This is a genomic window from Aeromonas sp. R1-2 (assembly GCF_040908505.1).
Lineage (GTDB): Bacteria > Pseudomonadota > Gammaproteobacteria > Enterobacterales > Aeromonadaceae > Aeromonas > Aeromonas veronii.
The window spans coordinates 125,762-142,818 of record NZ_JBFODU010000014.1; the positions used below are offsets into that span (position 1 = coordinate 125,762).

Here is a 17,057-nt window from a genome sequence, read left to right on the forward strand (position 1 = left end):
TGCTCCTTAGCGCAACCGGCTGCTCAGCGCCTGAATATGCTCGGGGCCGATACCGCAGCAACCGCCGATCAAGTTCGCCCCAGCCCCGCGCCAGCGCTCGGCCCAGCCGAGATAATCCAGCGGCCCCAGATCGGCGCGGATCTCGTCCAGTCCGTCGTTGGCGGTGGCCTCTTTGGGCTGCGGCGGGAAAGCGTTGGCATAGGCTCCGAGGCGGATGTCGCTGCGACCCTCTGCCTGCAACGCAGCACTTGCCACCTTGAGCGCTCCCTCGATCACCTCGGGCTGACAGCAGTTGAACAGGATGGCATCGACTCCAGCCGCCACCAGCGCGGTCACCGCATCGGCGACTCGCTCGCCGGAGCGCAGTCGCGGCTCGTTGCCCGGCGCCTCATCTTCCAGCGTGAAGGAGACCCAGAACGGCTTGCCATCGTCAGGCAACAGCGCTTTCAGGGTCAGTGGCTCGGCAATCAGGCTCATGGTCTCGGCCAGCCAGATATCCACATAAGGGGATAGCGCCCGAATAAGCGGCGTTGCCAGCTCGCTCACCCTGTCCGCCTTGAACAAGTCGGCACGGTAGGAGCCAAACAACGGTGGCAGAGAACCCGCCACCTGCACGGCGCCCTTCTGCTCGTCAGCCACCTCACGGGCCAGCTGACCAGCCAGGGCTGCCAGCCCCTCCCCGTCGGCAAAGAAACGCTCATCGCCGATATGAAACGGCACCAGCGCATAGCTGTTGGTGGTGATGACCCGGGCCCCGCTCGCCACATAGGCCTGATGCACATCACGCACCGTCTCTGGCGCCTCCATCAAGGCCAGCGCCGACCACTCGGGTTGACGAAACGGTGCCCCCCGCCGTGCCAACTCGCGCCCCATGCCCCCATCCAGCACCCACAATTCCCTGGTTTCCATCTGTCGTGTCTCTTTGTTATGTGCGTTGTTTATTTGCGTATTTATCTGTTTGTTTTGTTGATCTGCGGCTTCACATCGAATCGCTGCAGATCGTCCTGCTTCATCTTGGGAAGCCCTTTTATTATGCAGCCATAAAAACATATAGATGTTTAGATGGCCAAAACAAGATAAAACAAAGTGCCACGGGCGGCAATCAGTATCAGCAGAAATCAGCGTGCAAACGGCGAGGCAAACGCAGAAATGCAAGAGGCCACCCGAAGGTGGCCTCATCACTATCTTGATCCTCTGGCGACTTAACGCCCGGCCAGCACTCGCTTGATCTGTTTGACCCAGTCGGAGATCCGACCCTGCTGCGGCAAACCGCGCCAGATCTGCTCCCACTGGGCAGGGCTGAGCGGACGACCGAGGCGACGCTGTACGCCTGCATAAAGGTAGTCATGGGCCGTGGTGGCCGCATGCTCGGAGGTGAGGAATTTGGAGACCGGATCGGTCAACCGCACATCCCGCATGCCGAGCAGCGGATAGTCGTTGTGCACCGCCGCCAGCATGGTCTCGCGCATGGCGGACTCGATGTAGCCACGGGCAAACAGGGCGGTCACCGACTCCAGCGAGCCCTGATCCGGGCCGTGGTACTGCTCGTCAAAGACCGGGCTCGGCTCGGCAATGCCGCTTTGCACCACCGCATCGGGATCCGGCTGCGGCACGACCACGGCAGGCTTGGGGGTTACCGGCTTGGCTACCACTGTGGCTTTGCGCGGCGCACTCTGACTACAGGCACCCAGTGCCAGGGCGAGCGCGACACAGGCCAGCGCACGGGAATGAGACTGCATCTTCATGACTCTTATGTCGCTCCTTTTACGATTCCTGAGCTGGCTTCTCGGCCACAGCCGGTTCGACCCGGGTAACCAGCAGCTGATCAATCTTGTAACTGTCGATATCGACCACTTCGAACTTGTAACCGGCGTATTTGACCGAGTCAGTGCGCTTGGGGATCTTGCGCAGCATGTACATGATAAAGCCGGCGATGGTCTCGTAGTTCTGGTTCTCGGGGAACTCTTCGATATCGAAGGCGCGCATCACGTCGGAGATGGGGGTGACCCCGTCCACCAGCCAGGAGTTCTCGTCGCGCTGGACGATCTGCTCTTCCACCACGTGGGTGGCCCACTCGCCCATGACGGTACTCATCAGGTCGTTCATGGTGACAATCCCCACCACCAGCGCGTACTCGTTCATCACCACGGCAAAGTCGCCACGATGATTCTTGAAGTACTCCATCGCCTCATAGAGGTTCAAGGTATCGGGGATGATGATGACGTTCTGCACCAGGTTGCCACCGATCAGGTCGATGCTCTGGCCGCCGATAACGCGGATCAGCAGCTCTTTGGCATCGACAAAGCCCTTGATGCTGTCGAGGTTGTGGTCACAGACCAGAAACTTGTTGTGGGGATGCTCGGCGATCTTCGCCTTGATGCTCTCTTCACTCTCTTGCAGGGTGAAGTAGATGAGGCTCTCGCGGGCCGTCATGGCAGAGGTGACACCAAGGGACTGCAACTCGAACACGTTCTCGATGAGCTGATGCTCCTCGCGCTGGATAACCCCCGCCTCGGCACCGGCATCCATCACCGCATAGATATCGTCGGAGGTGATCTCGTCGTTACGCACCGTGGAGACGCGCATCAGACGGAACAGGGAGTTGGCCAATCCGTTGAAGACCCACACCAGCGGCATCAACACGGTGACGAAGAAGAGCATGGGGCGCACCACCACCACGGCAATCTGCTCGGGCATGGTCATGGCCAGACGCTTGGGCATCAGGTCGGCGATCAGGATAAACATGCCGGTGACGAACACGAAGGAGGCACCGGAGCTGATCTCGCCAAGCCAGGGTCCCTGGTAGAACTGGGAGACAATCCCCTTGATGGCGGGGTTGAGGGCTGACTCACCCAGGATACCGCCCAGAATGGCGACGGTATTGAGGCCAATCTGCACCACGGTGAAAAAGTTGCCCGGTTGGGCCTGCAGGGCCAGCACCTTTTCGGCCTGGCGATTACCTTCATCCGCCATCACCTGCAATTTGATTTTGCGAGACGCGGCGAGAGAGATCTCGGAGAGGGAGAAGAACACACTGCCGCCAACCAGCAGCATTAAAAAGAACAAACTATCGGCAAAACTCATGATTAACCTATTGCTACACCCGCCTTAGCACAAGACGGCAAACTGGGCCCGGGAGACCGGACCGTGAGCCCATCCGGGACTCACACAGGGGGAGTATTCTATCAGAAAACAGCCAGTTGGGGGCTTTATCTTACTCCGACCAGTTATGCAACAAAAAAGGCGCTTCACGCGCCTTTTTATTCACTTCCGGTTAGCCCTTGCCCAGCAGGGTGCCCAGATCGTCCGCCTTGGTGTGGCGCACATCCTTGCCTTTCACGTAGTAGACGATGTACTCGCAGATGTGCTGGCAGCGATCGCCGACCCGCTCGATGGCTCGCGCCGCCCACAGGACGTTGAGAACCTGGGGGATAGTGCGGGGATCTTCCATCATATAGGTCATCAGCTCGCGAATGATGGACTCGTACTCGCGGTCTACCTTGTCATCTTCCTTGTAGACCGCCAGCGCCGCATCCAGATCCATGCGGGCGAAGGCGTCGAGCACATCGTGCAGCATCTTGATGGTGCGACGGCCCATGTTCTCCAGCGACACCAACGGCGGCTGCGGCTTGTTGGCGTTGTCGGTCAGCATGCGGGCGATCTTGTCGGCCACATCGCCAATGCGCTCCAGATCGGTGATTGTCTTGATGATGGCCATCACCAGTCGCAGGTCGGATGCTGTCGGCTGACGCTTGGCGATGATGCGGGTGCACTCCTCGTCGATCGCCACTTCCATCGCGTTGACCTTGTGGTCGTTGGCCACGATTTTGCGGGCCGCATCGAGATCCTGATCGTGGATCGCCGCGATGGCGTCAGTGAGTTGCTGCTCCACCAGACCGCCCATCACCAGCACCTGGTTGCGCACGCTCTCTAGCTCGGCATTGAACTGACCGGAGATGTGTTTATTGAGGTTCATATTGTCCATACAAATAATCCTTGATTGCTCCGATTATGCCTTAGCCGTTGAACCGACTGCCAATCTGTTTGCTGAGATTCATCCTCTCCTCTCCTTAGCCGTAACGACCGGTAATGTAATCTTCGGTCTTTTTCTTGGCCGGGGTGGTGAAAATGGTGTTGGTATCCGAGTACTCGATAAGCTCGCCCATGTACATGAAGGCGGTCTGATCCGACACGCGCGCAGCCTGTTGCATGTTGTGGGTCACGATCACCACGGTGAACTGGCTCTTGAGCTCGTTGATCAGCTCCTCGATGGTGAGGGTGGAGATGGGGTCGAGCGCCGAGGTCGGTTCATCGAGCAGCAACACTTCCGGCTCGATGGCAATGGCACGGGCAATCACCAAACGCTGCTGCTGACCACCGGAGAGACCGAAGGCGTTGTCGTGCAGACGATCCTTCACCTCGTCCCACAGGGCCGCACCACGCAGGGAGCGCTCGGCCGCTTCATCCAGAGTGCGACGATCGTTGATCCCCTGCAGGCGCAGACCATAGACCACGTTTTCGTAGATGGACTTGGGGAAGGGGTTCGGGCGCTGGAACACCATGCCCACCTGACGGCGCAGGGCGGAAACATCGACGCTCTTGTCATAGATGTTGTGGCCGTGCAGCTGGATCTCCCCCTCGATGCGGCAGATCTCCACCAGATCGTTCATCCGGTTGATGCAGCGCAGCAGGGTCGATTTGCCACAGCCTGACGGGCCGATAAAGGCGGTCACCTGCCCTTTGGGGATCTTCATGTTGACGTTGAACAACGCCTGCTTGCTGCCGTAGTACAGGTTGAGATCCTTCACCTCCAGCGCGGTCTGCTCCGGGGTCAGGTTGAGCAGGTCCAGCGCGGTGTGCTGGGTAGACGTGGTCGTTACGTTGATCATCTGTTACCTCAAAATCTATCTGGAGTGGCCGGACAGCTGCCGGCGCCCCTCACGTATTGGTGCAGAGAGATGGCGGCTCGCGCTCGGTCGCCCCTCTGTTATCTCACTCTTGTATCACTCAAGCGGCGCCGAATTAATGCTCCAGCGACCGGAATTTCTCGCGCAAGTGGTTACGAATACCGATAGCTGTCAGGTTCAGACCCACGATCACCGTCACCAGCAGGAAGGAGGTGGCGTAGACCAGCGGGCGGGCCGCCTCGACGTTGGGGCTCTGGAAGCCGACGTCATAGATGTGGAAGCCCAGGTGCATGAACTTGCGCTCCACATGCAGATACGGGAAGTTACCATCCATCGGCAGGGTCGGTGCCAGTTTCACCACCCCCACCAGCATCAGCGGCGCCACTTCACCGGCTGCACGGGCAATCGCCAGAATAAGACCGGTCATGATGGCCGGGCTCGCCATCGGCAGCACGATTCGCCACAGGGTCTCGGCCTGGGTCGCGCCCAGTGCCAGCGAGCCCTGACGGATGGTGCTCGGGATCCGTGCCAGCCCCTCTTCTGTGGAGACAATCACCACCGGCAGGGTCAGGATAGCCAGGGTCAGCGCCGACCAGATCACGCCGGGTGAACCAAAGGTCGGGCTCGGCAGCGCTTCCGGGTAAAACAGCTGATCCAGCGAACCACCGAGCGTGTAGACGAAGAAGCCCAGGCCAAATACGCCGTAAACGATGGAGGGCACGCCCGCCAGGTTGATCACCGCAATGCGGATGATCTTGGTCAGGCTGTTCTTGCCCGCATATTCGTGCAGGTAGACTGCCGCCACCACCCCCAGCGGGGTCACGATGATCGCCATCAGGAACACCATGAACACAGTACCGAAGATGGCCGGGAACACCCCGCCCTCGGTGTTGGCTTCACGGGGATCGTCAGAGACGAACTTGCCGATCTGGTGGAACCAGTGACCCACCTTGGCCAGCAGGCTCATGTCGTTGGGCCATACCACGTCCAGTACCTTGGACATCGGCATGGTCACCAGCTCGCCACGCATATCCTTGACGGTGATGGCGTCGCGATCGGCTTGGCTACGCAGGGAGAAGAGCTCTTTTTCCAGCACCTGATAACGATCGTTGAGGGCCTGACGCTCGCTGGCCAGTTCGGCTTTGAGCTGATCGGTCAGCTTGTCATCCAGCTCTGCCTTGCGCTCTTTCAGGCGCAGCCGCTCCAGTTGATAGTTGATGCTGCCGATGTCCCCTTTTTGCAGATCGTTGGCCTGTTCGGAGAGGGCATTGGCTCGCGCCAGCACCCGCTGCAGGGCAGGATGCAGATCAGAGGTGAGCTCGCGGCCATCCTCTTTCACCCCGACGATATAGCCGTAGAAGTTGCCGTTGGTGGCACGCTCAACCATGGCCAGCTCAGCCGGCTGGCTCTGGGACTTGATGTCCGTCTCCAGCACCCAGCGAAAATCGAGGTCAACGAACTCGCGGTTGCCGGTCTTGACCAGATAGCGGGTCAGCAGCTCGCGCTCTTCCCCTTCCAGTGGCAGACCTGCAGCGCGCAGTCGCTCTACCGGTACCTGCTCGCGATCGTTGATCTCGCCGATCAGAACGCTCTTGTTGCCACTGGCGTCTTCCAGCTGCCACTCATAGATGGGGTGCGGCCAGAAGTAGACCAGACCACGCCAGCCGATCAGCAGCAGCAGACCCAGTACCGCCACCAGACTCAGGCTGACGGCACCGCCGGTCATCCAGATCCAGGGGGCCCCTGATTTAAACCACTTACCCATTGTCGATTCCTTGTCCATTACAGAGTCGCCCCTTACATCGAGCTGTATTTTTCACGCAACCGCTGACGGACAAACTCGGCCAGGGTGTTGAACAAAAAGGTGAACACAAACAGGACGAAGGCCGCGAGGAACAGTACCCGATAGTGGGAGCTGCCCACTTCCGATTCCGGCATCTCCACCGCGATGTTGGCGGCGAGGGTGCGCAGCCCCTGGAACATGGAGAAGTCCATGATGGGGGTGTTGCCGGTAGCCATCAGCACGATCATGGTCTCGCCCACGGCGCGGCCAAGGCCCATCATCACCGCCGAGAAGATGCCCGGGCTGGCAGTGAGGATCACCACCCGGCTCAGGGTCTGCCACGGGGTGGCCCCCAGTGCCAGCGAGCCCTGGGTCAGATGCTTGGGCACCGAGAAGACCGCATCTTCAGCAATGGAGAAGATGGTGGGGATGACCGCAAAGCCCATGGCGATACCGACCACCAGCGAGTTGCGCTGGTCAAACTTGATGCCCATTTCGTGAGTCAGCCAGATGCGCGAATCGCCGTGCATAAAGGCATTCTCGATGAGCGGGCTCAGGGCGAAGGCCCCCCAGCCAATCAGCAGCAGCACCGGGATCAGCAGGATGGCGTGCCACCCCTCCGGCAGCAAGGACTTGCCGCGCTCCGGCAGATAGTTCCAGAGCAATGCAGTCAGCAACATCCCCATCGGCAGCAATATCAGCAGCAGGATCACCCCGGGCAACGCACCCTCGATGATCGGCGCCAGCCACAGACCCGCCAGGAAGCCCAGGATAACAGTCGGCAGCGCCGCCATGATCTCGACCGTCGGCTTGACGTATTTGCGCAGCCCCGCCGACATGAAGTAGGCGGTATAGATGGCACCGGCCACGCCGAGCGGCACAGCAAACACCATGGCGTAGAAAGAGGCTTTCAGCGTACCGAATACCAGCGGCACCAAACTCAGCTTGGCTTCAAAGTCGTTGCTTGCGGAGGTGGATTGCCACACATACTGGGGCTCCGGATACCCTTCGTACCACACCTGTTGCCAGAGGGCAGACCAGGTCACTTCGGGGTGCTCGTTCTCCACCGAGAAGAGCTTGAAGCTGTTCCCTTGCTGCATCAGCAACAGGTTGTGACGGGGGGAGATGGCCAGAGCAGAGAGTTCACCCCCTTCCACCGTCTCGGTCAGCAGCTTGGTCTCGCCGGTGGCGTGGAAGAAGCTGATGATGCCGTCCTTGTCGGCACTGATGAAGCCTTTGCGAAAGTGCTCGGGAGTCAGCAGATCTACCGCGCCATCGCCCTTGAAGTCACGAATTTGGGTGAACTGGCGTTTGCCATCCTTCGCCACTTCGAACCACTGGGAGATGACGCCGTTATCATTACCCACCAGCAGTGAAGAGGCGCCGGAGAGTAGCTGAACCCGGGTCACATTGGCGTTGGGGGCATTGATCTCCAGCACGTTGCGCAGGGAGATTTCGCTCAGGTTATGAATGTCATAGACGGAGAGGCGATTGCCCTCGCGCACGAACAGGATCCGCAGATTGGGGGTCAGCAACATCTGATCCACATGGCGCGGCAGGGAGGGAATCGTGTAGTTTTCACTGCTCCACTCAATCTCCCCGGAGATGAAGTTCTCCTCACCGCTCATCACCGTCATCACACCACGACCATCTTCGGTCACGGCGGCGGTCGCCATCTTGTCCTTGGTGGCTTCGAACACCATCAGTTGCAGTGCCTTCCCTTGCGGGTCGATCACCACAGGCTCTTCGCCGAAGGGATATTGCAGGCTGGGTTCAATCACCCGCACATCGTTGGGATAGGAGACCTTGAACGCTGGCTGGACGACCTGCGCCTTACCATCGGCAAAGCCGTAGGCGATCAGCCGCTGGCCAGGTGCCGGGGTCGCTACCGTGGTGATGTCACCAGCAACCTGGGCCTGACCCAGTGACTGGCCGACCTTGATCTTCTCATCTCCCTGCACCGCAAAGAAGTTGACCTGCCCTTTATCGCTGAAGCGATAGCCGATCTCGTTCTGCTCTTCCACGCCGAGCCAGGCGGTCTTCCCTGCGGCAGGCAGGGTAAACGAGGCTGTCGGCTCCATAGAGGCGCCATTGAAGATGGGTTTCACCACATAGAGCAGATAAAAGAAGATGAGCAGCAGCGCCACCAGTACCAGGGCTCCGCCTGTGGTGACGCCATATTTGGCCAATTTATCCTTGATCCGGCGTTTTCTACTGCCCGCCATGACCAGGTTTAACGATTCCGATGACATGCAAGACCTCAATGTAAGCTAGGCTTCGCGGCATTATATGGCGGTTGCATGACAGTTTTGTTACATCGAGAACGCTTTAACAGAGGTTGTTAGCGGAAAAATGGGCGGGGATTCCTCCGAAGGCGGGCGAGCGTAATATATTGTTTATAAAGGGATATTTATGCAGATAATCAGCAAGGGCAGCCTGCGCTGCCCCCGAATGATTCAGGAAAGGGTATCGTTTGATTGTTGCAGCGCCAGTTTGGCCGCCTTTTTCTCGGCTCGACGGCGCTTGAAGAAGGCCGACAACTGAGCCGAGCAGGCATCGGCCAGCACACCACCGGTCAGCTCGACACTGTGGTTGTGGCGCGGGTCCTGCAAGATCTCGAACACCGACCCCGCGGCACCGGTCTTGAGATCTCGGGCGCCGTAAACCACCCGCTTGACCCGGCTATGGATCAGCGCACCGGCACACATACAGCAGGGCTCCAGCGTCACATAAAGAGTGGTGTCGAGCAGGCGGTAGTTCGCCAGCTGCTTACCCGCCGCCCGGATCGCCATCACCTCGGCATGGGCACAGGCATCGTGTTCGCTGATGGAGCGGTTCCACCCCTCTCCCACCACCTGACCATCAAGCACCAGTAAGGCACCGACCGGGATCTCGCCAATCCCTTCGGCCCGGGCGGCCAATGCCATGGCATGGCGCATCCACTGTTCGTCCTGCTCGGTCTGACTCGGTATTTCTGGGACCTCTGATGGTTTCACGCCCATCCCCTCTTTATATTGTTCAATTGTGCTGTTTGCATTCTCGCTATTCATACCTGTCAGGTGAATCTATAGATAGCAGGCATGATCGCTCGCAGTGACAGGGCGGCGATTATGCCAAATCTGCACGTCAGACCCAAGTCGCATCCCGACTGAGCAATAAAGAAGCAATCGGCATCTCTATGATAAAAAAGGAGTTGCACCCGTTTGGCCATGCTATTAGACTTCCTCCCCGTCAGCCGAGTCTGACTCCGTCGGTGTGTAGCGCAGCCAGGTAGCGCATCTGCATGGGGTGTAGAGGGTCGGAGGTTCGAATCCTCTCACACCGACCATTTTCCCCGAGAATAGCCCAGTCAAACGACTGGGCTATTTTTTTGGCTCCGATTTATCCTCCTGACGACCCCCGCCTATCAAGCGCAAAAAACACTCAGAACCACTTGAATCTTTTTACCGAACTCATTAAGATGCGCAAATTTCCGCCGGTAGACAACACAGGGAGGTGGAAACACGAGTGAAGGGATCACTGTCCGGCTTGCGTGCAACACAGGACCAGGCATGAACCAGAACACCGATTTCGCACCCGCCATTACGCTTTATTCCGTTCCTCACGACACCCCTTGCCACACCGAAAGCGAAAATGAACAGGTCATCCAGCTGGATGTGATCGATCTGGCCGAACCGGATGATGACTATTGAGCCCGGCCAGATGGCCGCTCAATCACTGGGGCATCGCCTGTTCAACACACTCAGTTTCACACCCTTGGCGAGAAATCTGCAAAAAACGACAAACTGCTAATTCTATCAAGGATGGCAGTATTATTGACTGATGCGTCTCCCTCTTCCCTCCCCGGCATCCCCCCCGACAATTGATACAAACCTACGTTATTGCGCTTCACTTTCCATCGTTGCAACCGCTGGTGCCAACAGAGCCTGCATCACCACGCCAAGTTTAAAACGCACGTTCACCAACTAGGTCTAGCAATAGCAAAACATTCATTGCCACATTCAAACGCACTTTATACGGCTGTTTTGGCAAAGCCTGGAGTTAGGTCGGGATTTGTTTTTGCATTTGTAATTTTATTACGTAATAACTTACAAAGCGAGGGGCAGGGTAACGGCCCAAATTAGCCGTTGTCCGATGGGAAAAAGCAGGAGCATAACCATCTGCGTAGAGCTTTTATACCAACCCAATAAAGCAATAAAAAACATCAACTTAACCATATCCAAAAAACAAGCGTTTAAAAAAAACTGTTGACGTACTCAACAATATTTCGCACCTTATCAATCGTGTTACCCCGTTGTTGCGGGAACGTTTCAGGAACAGGGATTCGACTTTAGTCGTAGTTAGTAAGTTCAAAATGTAATTCTCAAAGGAGTGAACCTTATGTCGGCACCGGCTCAGACCCACTGCAGCGCCCGCCTTCGCATCCAGGGCGAGATGCTACCCGAATACGCGCAAATTCTGACGCCGGACGCGGTGGCTCTGGTCTCCGAACTGGTGGAACGTTTTGCTCCCCAAAGAGGGGAATTGCTGAAACAACGTGTGGCACGCCAGGCCCGTATCGATGGCGGCGAGCTGCCGGACTTCCTGCCGGAAACCGCCCACATCCGTGAAGGTGACTGGACCATTCGCGGCATTCCCGCCGACCTGCAAGACCGCCGTGTGGAGATCACCGGCCCGGTCGAGCGCAAGATGGTGATCAACGCCCTCAACGCCAACGTCAAGGTGTTCATGGCAGATTTCGAGGATTCACTGGCTCCCGCCTGGAATAAGGTGATCGAGGGCCAAATCAACCTGCGAGATGCGGTCAACGGCACCATCTCTTACACCAGTCCGGAAGGAAAGGCCTACACCCTGACCCCCAATCCGGCGGTGCTCATCTGCCGGGTGCGCGGTCTGCACCTGCCGGAAAAACATGTCACCTTCGATGGCGAGCCCATCCCCGGCGGTCTGTTCGATTTTGCCCTCTACTTCCTGCACAACTACCAGGCGCTGCTGGCCAAAGGCTCGGGCCCCTACTTCTACGTGCCCAAGTTGCAGAGCCATCTGGAAGGGCGTTGGTGGAGCGAGGTGTTCGCCTGGACCGAGGACAAGTTCGGTCTGCCCCGTGGCACCATCAAGGCCACCGTGCTGATTGAAACCCTGCCAGCCGTATTCGAGATGGATGAGCTGCTCTATCAGATGAAGGATCACATCGTTGCGCTGAACTGCGGCCGTTGGGACTACATCTTCAGCTATATCAAAACCTTGAAGAACCATCCGGATCGGGTACTGCCTGATCGTCAGATGGTGACCATGGACAAGCCGTTCCTCTCCGCCTACTCGCGGCTGTTGATCAAGACCTGCCACAAGCGCGGTGCGCTGGCGATGGGCGGTATGGCCGCCTTTATTCCGGCCAAGGATGCCGCTGTCAACGAGCAGGTCTTCGCCAAGGTCAAGGCCGACAAGGAGCGCGAAGCCAACAACGGCCACGACGGTACCTGGGTCGCCCACCCTGGCCTTGCCGATACCGCCATGGCGGTGTTCAACGCCACCATTGCTGCTGGTGCCAAGAACCAGATCGGCGTGCTGCGCGAGCAGGATGCCCCCATCACTGCCGCCGACCTGCTGGCACCCTGTGAGGGCGAGCGCACCGAGGCGGGGATGCGCACCAATATCCGGGTCGCCCTGCAATATCTGGAAGCCTGGATCAACGGCAACGGCTGCGTGCCCATCTACGGTCTGATGGAAGATGCCGCCACCGCCGAGATCTCCCGCACCTCCATCTGGCAGTGGATCCGCCACGGCAAGAGCCTGTCGAACGGCAAGGTGGTGACCAAAGAGCTGTTCCGCCAGATGCTGGCCGAGGAGCTGGAGGTGGTCAAAGCCGAGGTGGGCACAGCACGCTGGCAGGCAGGACGCTTTGCCGAGGCGAGCGAACTAATGGAAGAGATCACCTGCGCCGACACCCTGATCGATTTTCTGACGCTGCCCGGTTACGAGCGGCTCTGAATCACGGGCCCCAGCGGGGCTCGCCAATAACAAGTCAATGGAAACGTGAAATCAATGAAAGAGGGAACTGATATGGCACTGACCCGTGAGCAACAGATCCAGGCTATCGAGAAAGACTGGGCGGAAAACCCCCGCTGGAAAGGGATCAAGCGCGGCTACAGCGCCGAAGACGTGGTAAACCTGCGCGGCAGCTTGCAGCCGGTGCACACCCTGGCCCAGCGTGGTGCCGACAAGCTGTGGGGTCTGATCCACGGCGACGCCAAAAAAGGCTATGTCAACTGCCTCGGCGCCCTGACCGGTGGTCAGGCGGTACAGCAGGCCAAGGCGGGGATCGAGGCGATCTACCTCTCCGGCTGGCAGGTGGCGGCGGACAACAACTTGTCCTCCACCATGTATCCGGATCAGTCCCTCTACCCGGCCAACTCCGTACCGTCCGTGGTGGAGCGCATCAACAACTCCTTTGCCCGTGCCGACCAGATCCAGTGGGCCAACAAGGTAGGACCTCAGGATGAGGGCTTTATCGACTACTTCCTGCCGATCGTGGCCGATGCTGAAGCCGGTTTCGGCGGCGTGCTGAACGCCTTCGAACTGATGAAGGGGATGATTGAAGCGGGCGCCGCTGGCGTGCACTTCGAAGATCAGCTGGCATCAGTCAAGAAGTGCGGTCATATGGGCGGCAAGGTGCTGGTACCGACTCAGGAAGCGGTGCAGAAGCTGGTTGCTGCCCGTCTGGCAGCTGATGTGTGCGGCACCACCACCCTGGTGATCGCCCGTACCGACGCCAACGCCGCTGACCTGTTAACCACCGACGCCGACCCGTACGATGCAGACTTCCTGACTGGCGAGCGCACTGCCGAAGGGTTCTACAAGGTGCGTGCCGGTATCGATCAGGCCATCGCTCGCGGTCTGGCTTACGCCCCCTACGCCGACATGGTGTGGTGTGAAACCGCCAAGCCGGATCTGGACGAAGCGCGTAAATTTGCCGAAGCAATCAAGGCCAAGTTCCCGGATCGCATCCTGGCCTACAACTGCTCCCCGAGCTTCAACTGGAAGAAAAATCTGGACGATGCCACCATCGCCCGCTTCCAGCAGGAGCTCTCCGACATGGGCTACAAGTACCAGTTCATCACCCTCGCGGGTATCCACAACATGTGGTTCCACATGTACGAACTGGCCTACCAGTACGCCCGTGGCGAAGGGATGAAGCACTACGTCGAGATGGTGCAGGAGCCGGAATTTGCTGCCGCCAGCCGTGGCTACACCTTCGTGGCCCACCAGCAGGAGGTCGGTACCGGTTACTTCGACAAGGTGACCACCGTCATTCAGGGTGGCCAATCCTCGGTGACCGCACTGACCGGCTCCACCGAAGAAGATCAGTTCCACTGATAGGCAGAACTCTTTGAGAGAGTCCTTGAGATAGCAAAACCCCGGCTTGATGCCGGGGTTTCTTTTTGAAAGGCCCTTCTCCCGAAGGGAGAAGGAACAAAGCTATAGAACCGGTTCACGGTCTGTGACGAGAGGTCGTCAGCGAGGTGAAGCGCAGCTCAGGAACCGGAGTGTATATGGATACATGAGGATTCCGAGCAGCACATGAGCCTTGCTCACGGCCTCGCAGTAAGAACGTGGCCAGGTTCTCAGAGCTCGAGGATCTCTTTGACAAAGGGAATGGTCAGCTTGCGCTTGGCGCGAAATGAGGCGTTGTCGAGCTGATTGAGAGTGGTGAGCAGGGTGCGCATATCGCGGGAGAGTCGGTTGAGCAGGAAGCGGCCCACATCGATGGGCAATTTGAAGCCCCGCAGCTCGGCACGCAGCTGCAGGGCACTGAGCTTGCCTTCATCATCCAGCTCTTCGAGATGGAAACTCACCCCCCAATCTAGGCGCGAGGCGAGATCCGGCAGTTGCAGCCCCAGTTTGCGCGGTGCGCTGCAGCCGGTGACCACCAGCGTCCCCTCGCCCTTCTCCTGCCAGCGGTTGTAGAAATCGAACAGCGCCCGCTCCCACACGGCATTGCCGGCGATCGCCTCAAGGCTGTCGAGACAGACCAGCGGCAGGCTTTCGAGGGCATCGAGCATGCTGGGATCGAGCTGTTCAAATTGATCGAGGGAGAGATAGGCCGCCGCCGCATCGCGGGCGTTGACCTCGGCACAGGTGGCGTGGAGCAGATGAGAGCGTCCGGATCCCTTGGCTCCCCAGAAATAGAGGAAAGGCGATCCCTGACCGATGGCCGCATTCTTGAGGGCGGTGATCAGATGAGCATTGGTGCCGGGATAAAAACTGACGAAGGTTTCATCATCCGGTAGTTGTACGGCTAAAGACAGTTGGGCCGGTTGCTTCACTCGTTGGGCTTTGACTGTGACATTTGTGGCTAAGTGTATCATCGCAAAGGCTGATAGAGAACCGCCCGGACAAGCCGGGCGGTCTACAAAAGCCTTATAAAATCAGGGCTGCGACCATTGGTAACGCAAACCGCTGCCATTATCGTCAACCTTGCGCAAACGACTCTCGAGCTGCAGTGCCCGCACCAGTTCTGCCTGATCCCCTTGCAGGGTAAAGTTGAAGGTGACCTGGTCCCCCTCCAGCTTGCCGATCGCCACCTTGCTGACGTTGGCCATCCCCTGCAGCATCTTCTGCACGGCGATCATGCTGTCCACTTCGGAGAGGCCATCTACCACCAGGGTCTGGCTGGTTGCCGGACCAGAAATGCGGGCACCGTAGTTTTTCACTAGCCAGGCCGCCAAGGTATCGGCAAACCCTTGCGCCACTTCGGCCTGAGTGCCGGTGCTATTGCCACGGGTCAGCTCGGTCACTTCACCGGCCGCTTTGGGGCCGTAGAGTCCCCATTCGATGCTCCACTTGTCACCTTCCGGTGTCAGCTTGCCCAACACCACCATCTCGGCGCCATAGCGCTGGCTTGCCTGCAAAATCGGGTCGGCAAAGCGTCCCCAGACGTCGGTGGCACTGACCGCCATGTTGTCATCGAGATCCATCAGCGGAATGCTGATGGGTAGCCCCAGCGTCTGGGCCTGCTCGCGCAAGGCTTGCGCCCAACCATCGCTGGATTGATCCGCCAGCAGGCGACGCTCACCCTGATCCACCACCAGCCAGATGGCCATTTGGGGACGAGCCGGGCCAAGCAGGGCAAACTGGCTCTCGGAAACCAGGCTGTTGACCTTGTCACTCTTGAACTCGGCTTTCAGATACTTGACGGAGTCCTGATCCTGATAACCATAGCTTTTGACATAGTCGCCCGGGGCCGCCAGCGCCTTGACCACCACCGGCTGGGTGAGGATGTCGCGCTTGCCGGTCACCTTGATCAGCACCTGACCCAGTGCCTGCCCCTGAGCGGCCACCATGTCACCACTGGTCGGGGCCTTGCCCTGATAGAGGTCGGTCACCTGAGCGGCCGAGGCCATGAATGACAAGCCGCAGCAGAGGGCGGTCACAACACGTTTGAACATGAACAGAGTCTCGAAATGGGAGAGTGTGCTTATGGTAGCGGCAAGGCGCGTCCTGCGGCAAGGCTGGCACAAGCGGCCACAAACAGCAGAGCCGGCGATGCGCCGGCTCCGATCACCCCTTCCACATGGGAAGCAGGTCAAGGCATAAACTTATTTGGTACCGAAGATCTTGTCGCCTGCATCGCCCAGACCCGGCACGATGTAGCCTTTCTCGTTCAGCCCCTGATCGACAGAAGCACAGTAGAGCTCTACGTCAGGGTGAGCGGCTTCCAGCGCCTTGATCCCTTCCGGCGCGGCAACCAGTACCAGCACCTTGATGGATTGGCAGCCTTTCTTCTTCAGCAGATCGATAGTGGCGATCATGGAACCACCGGTGGCCAGCATCGGATCGATGACCAGCGCCAGACGCTCTTCGATGTTGCTGACGATCTTTTCGAAATAGGGAACCGGTTGCAGGGTCTCTTCATCACGGTAGATACCGACCACGCTGACGCGGGCGCTCGGCATGTGCTCCAGCACGCCATCCATCATGCCAAGGCCGGCACGCAGGATAGGTACGACGGTTACCTTCTTGCCTTTGATCTGGTCAACTTCTACTGGCCCATTCCAGCCATCGATGATAACCTTCTCGGTTTCGAAGTCAGAGGTCGCTTCATAGGTCAACAAACTGCCCACTTCTTTGGCCAGTTCACGGAAACGCTTGGTGCTGATATCGCCTTCACGCATCAGACCGATCTTGTGTTTGACCAGGGGGTGTTTGACTTCAACGACTTTCATTATTATCTCCTCTAACCTGCCGCAAAAAAATCGCGGAATCATACAACAAAAGCCACCGCTTGTAGAGCATTTCCGCGCAAAAACGCGCAAACGATTTCCTTTCTGGTTTTTCACCGCCACTGTTAGAATACGCCCCGAATTTTA

The 17,057-nt window shown here is 58.5% G+C and carries 14 protein-coding genes and 1 tRNA gene; 4 read left to right on the forward strand and 11 right to left on the reverse strand.

Annotation, left to right across the window (positions count from 1 at the left end; translation table 11 throughout):
- Positions 1 to 6: 6 nt before the first annotated feature.
- From AB5Y76_RS05465 to tadA, 8 genes are all read right to left on the reverse strand, one after another.
- Positions 7 to 909: a homocysteine S-methyltransferase family protein gene (locus AB5Y76_RS05465; protein ID WP_263717661.1), complete on the reverse strand. Its 903-nt coding sequence runs from the start codon at positions 907 to 909 to the stop codon at positions 7 to 9.
- A 293-nt stretch (positions 910 to 1,202) separates the two neighbouring features.
- Positions 1,203 to 1,745, reverse strand: a complete 543-nt coding sequence (locus tag AB5Y76_RS05470; RefSeq protein WP_263717660.1) for a hypothetical protein — start codon at positions 1,743 to 1,745, stop codon at positions 1,203 to 1,205.
- 19 nt (positions 1,746 to 1,764) lie between these two features.
- On the reverse strand, positions 1,765 to 3,084 hold the full coding sequence (locus AB5Y76_RS05475) for a hemolysin family protein (RefSeq protein WP_005334094.1): 1,320 nt from the start codon (positions 3,082 to 3,084) through the stop codon (positions 1,765 to 1,767).
- A gap of 190 nt (positions 3,085 to 3,274) precedes the next feature.
- Positions 3,275 to 3,985, reverse strand: coding sequence for a phosphate signaling complex protein PhoU (gene phoU / locus AB5Y76_RS05480; RefSeq protein ID WP_005334097.1), 711 nt, complete (start codon positions 3,983 to 3,985; stop codon positions 3,275 to 3,277).
- Positions 3,986 to 4,070: 85 nt separating this feature from the next.
- A complete protein-coding gene (pstB, locus tag AB5Y76_RS05485) occupies positions 4,071 to 4,889 on the reverse strand; it encodes a phosphate ABC transporter ATP-binding protein PstB (protein ID WP_005334102.1) in 819 nt (272 codons plus the stop codon).
- A gap of 133 nt (positions 4,890 to 5,022) precedes the next feature.
- Complete coding sequence (pstA, locus tag AB5Y76_RS05490) at positions 5,023 to 6,672, reverse strand: phosphate ABC transporter permease PstA (protein ID WP_019446688.1); 1,650 nt, start codon at positions 6,670 to 6,672, stop codon at positions 5,023 to 5,025.
- Between the two features lie 32 nt (positions 6,673 to 6,704).
- The gene (locus AB5Y76_RS05495) at positions 6,705 to 8,942 is read right to left on the reverse strand and encodes an ABC transporter permease subunit (protein ID WP_263717659.1); all 2,238 of its coding nucleotides are present in this window, start codon (positions 8,940 to 8,942) and stop codon (positions 6,705 to 6,707) included.
- 204 nt (positions 8,943 to 9,146) lie between these two features.
- On the reverse strand, positions 9,147 to 9,686 hold the full coding sequence (tadA, locus tag AB5Y76_RS05500; RefSeq protein WP_263717658.1) for a tRNA adenosine(34) deaminase TadA: 540 nt from the start codon (positions 9,684 to 9,686) through the stop codon (positions 9,147 to 9,149).
- 255 nt (positions 9,687 to 9,941) lie between these two features.
- Here tadA and AB5Y76_RS05505 point away from each other — a divergent pair.
- From AB5Y76_RS05505 to aceA, 4 genes are all read left to right on the forward strand, one after another.
- Positions 9,942 to 10,018, forward strand: a tRNA-Pro gene (locus AB5Y76_RS05505).
- 223 nt (positions 10,019 to 10,241) lie between these two features.
- Entirely contained in the window at positions 10,242 to 10,382 is a 141-nt protein-coding gene (locus AB5Y76_RS05510; protein WP_005334106.1) for a hypothetical protein, read from the forward strand.
- Between the two features lie 688 nt (positions 10,383 to 11,070).
- Entirely contained in the window at positions 11,071 to 12,678 is a 1,608-nt protein-coding gene (gene aceB / locus AB5Y76_RS05515; RefSeq protein WP_263717657.1) for a malate synthase A, read from the forward strand.
- Between the two features lie 72 nt (positions 12,679 to 12,750).
- Positions 12,751 to 14,064 (forward strand): isocitrate lyase, encoded by a 1,314-nt coding sequence (gene aceA, locus AB5Y76_RS05520; RefSeq protein WP_005344572.1) that lies wholly within the window; start codon positions 12,751 to 12,753, stop codon positions 14,062 to 14,064.
- 248 nt (positions 14,065 to 14,312) lie between these two features.
- On the opposite strand, the gene hda is transcribed toward aceA, so the two are convergent.
- The 3 genes from hda to upp all read right to left on the reverse strand — a co-directional run bounded on the left by hda (position 14,313) and on the right by upp (position 16,913).
- Complete coding sequence (gene hda / locus AB5Y76_RS05525) at positions 14,313 to 15,014, reverse strand: DnaA inactivator Hda (protein ID WP_021231044.1); 702 nt, start codon at positions 15,012 to 15,014, stop codon at positions 14,313 to 14,315.
- 102 nt (positions 15,015 to 15,116) lie between these two features.
- Positions 15,117 to 16,136 (reverse strand): DUF2066 domain-containing protein, encoded by a 1,020-nt coding sequence (locus tag AB5Y76_RS05530; protein WP_263717656.1) that lies wholly within the window; start codon positions 16,134 to 16,136, stop codon positions 15,117 to 15,119.
- A 150-nt stretch (positions 16,137 to 16,286) separates the two neighbouring features.
- Positions 16,287 to 16,913, reverse strand: a complete 627-nt coding sequence (gene upp / locus AB5Y76_RS05535) for a uracil phosphoribosyltransferase (RefSeq protein WP_005334115.1) — start codon at positions 16,911 to 16,913, stop codon at positions 16,287 to 16,289.
- Positions 16,914 to 17,057 lie beyond the last annotated feature (144 nt).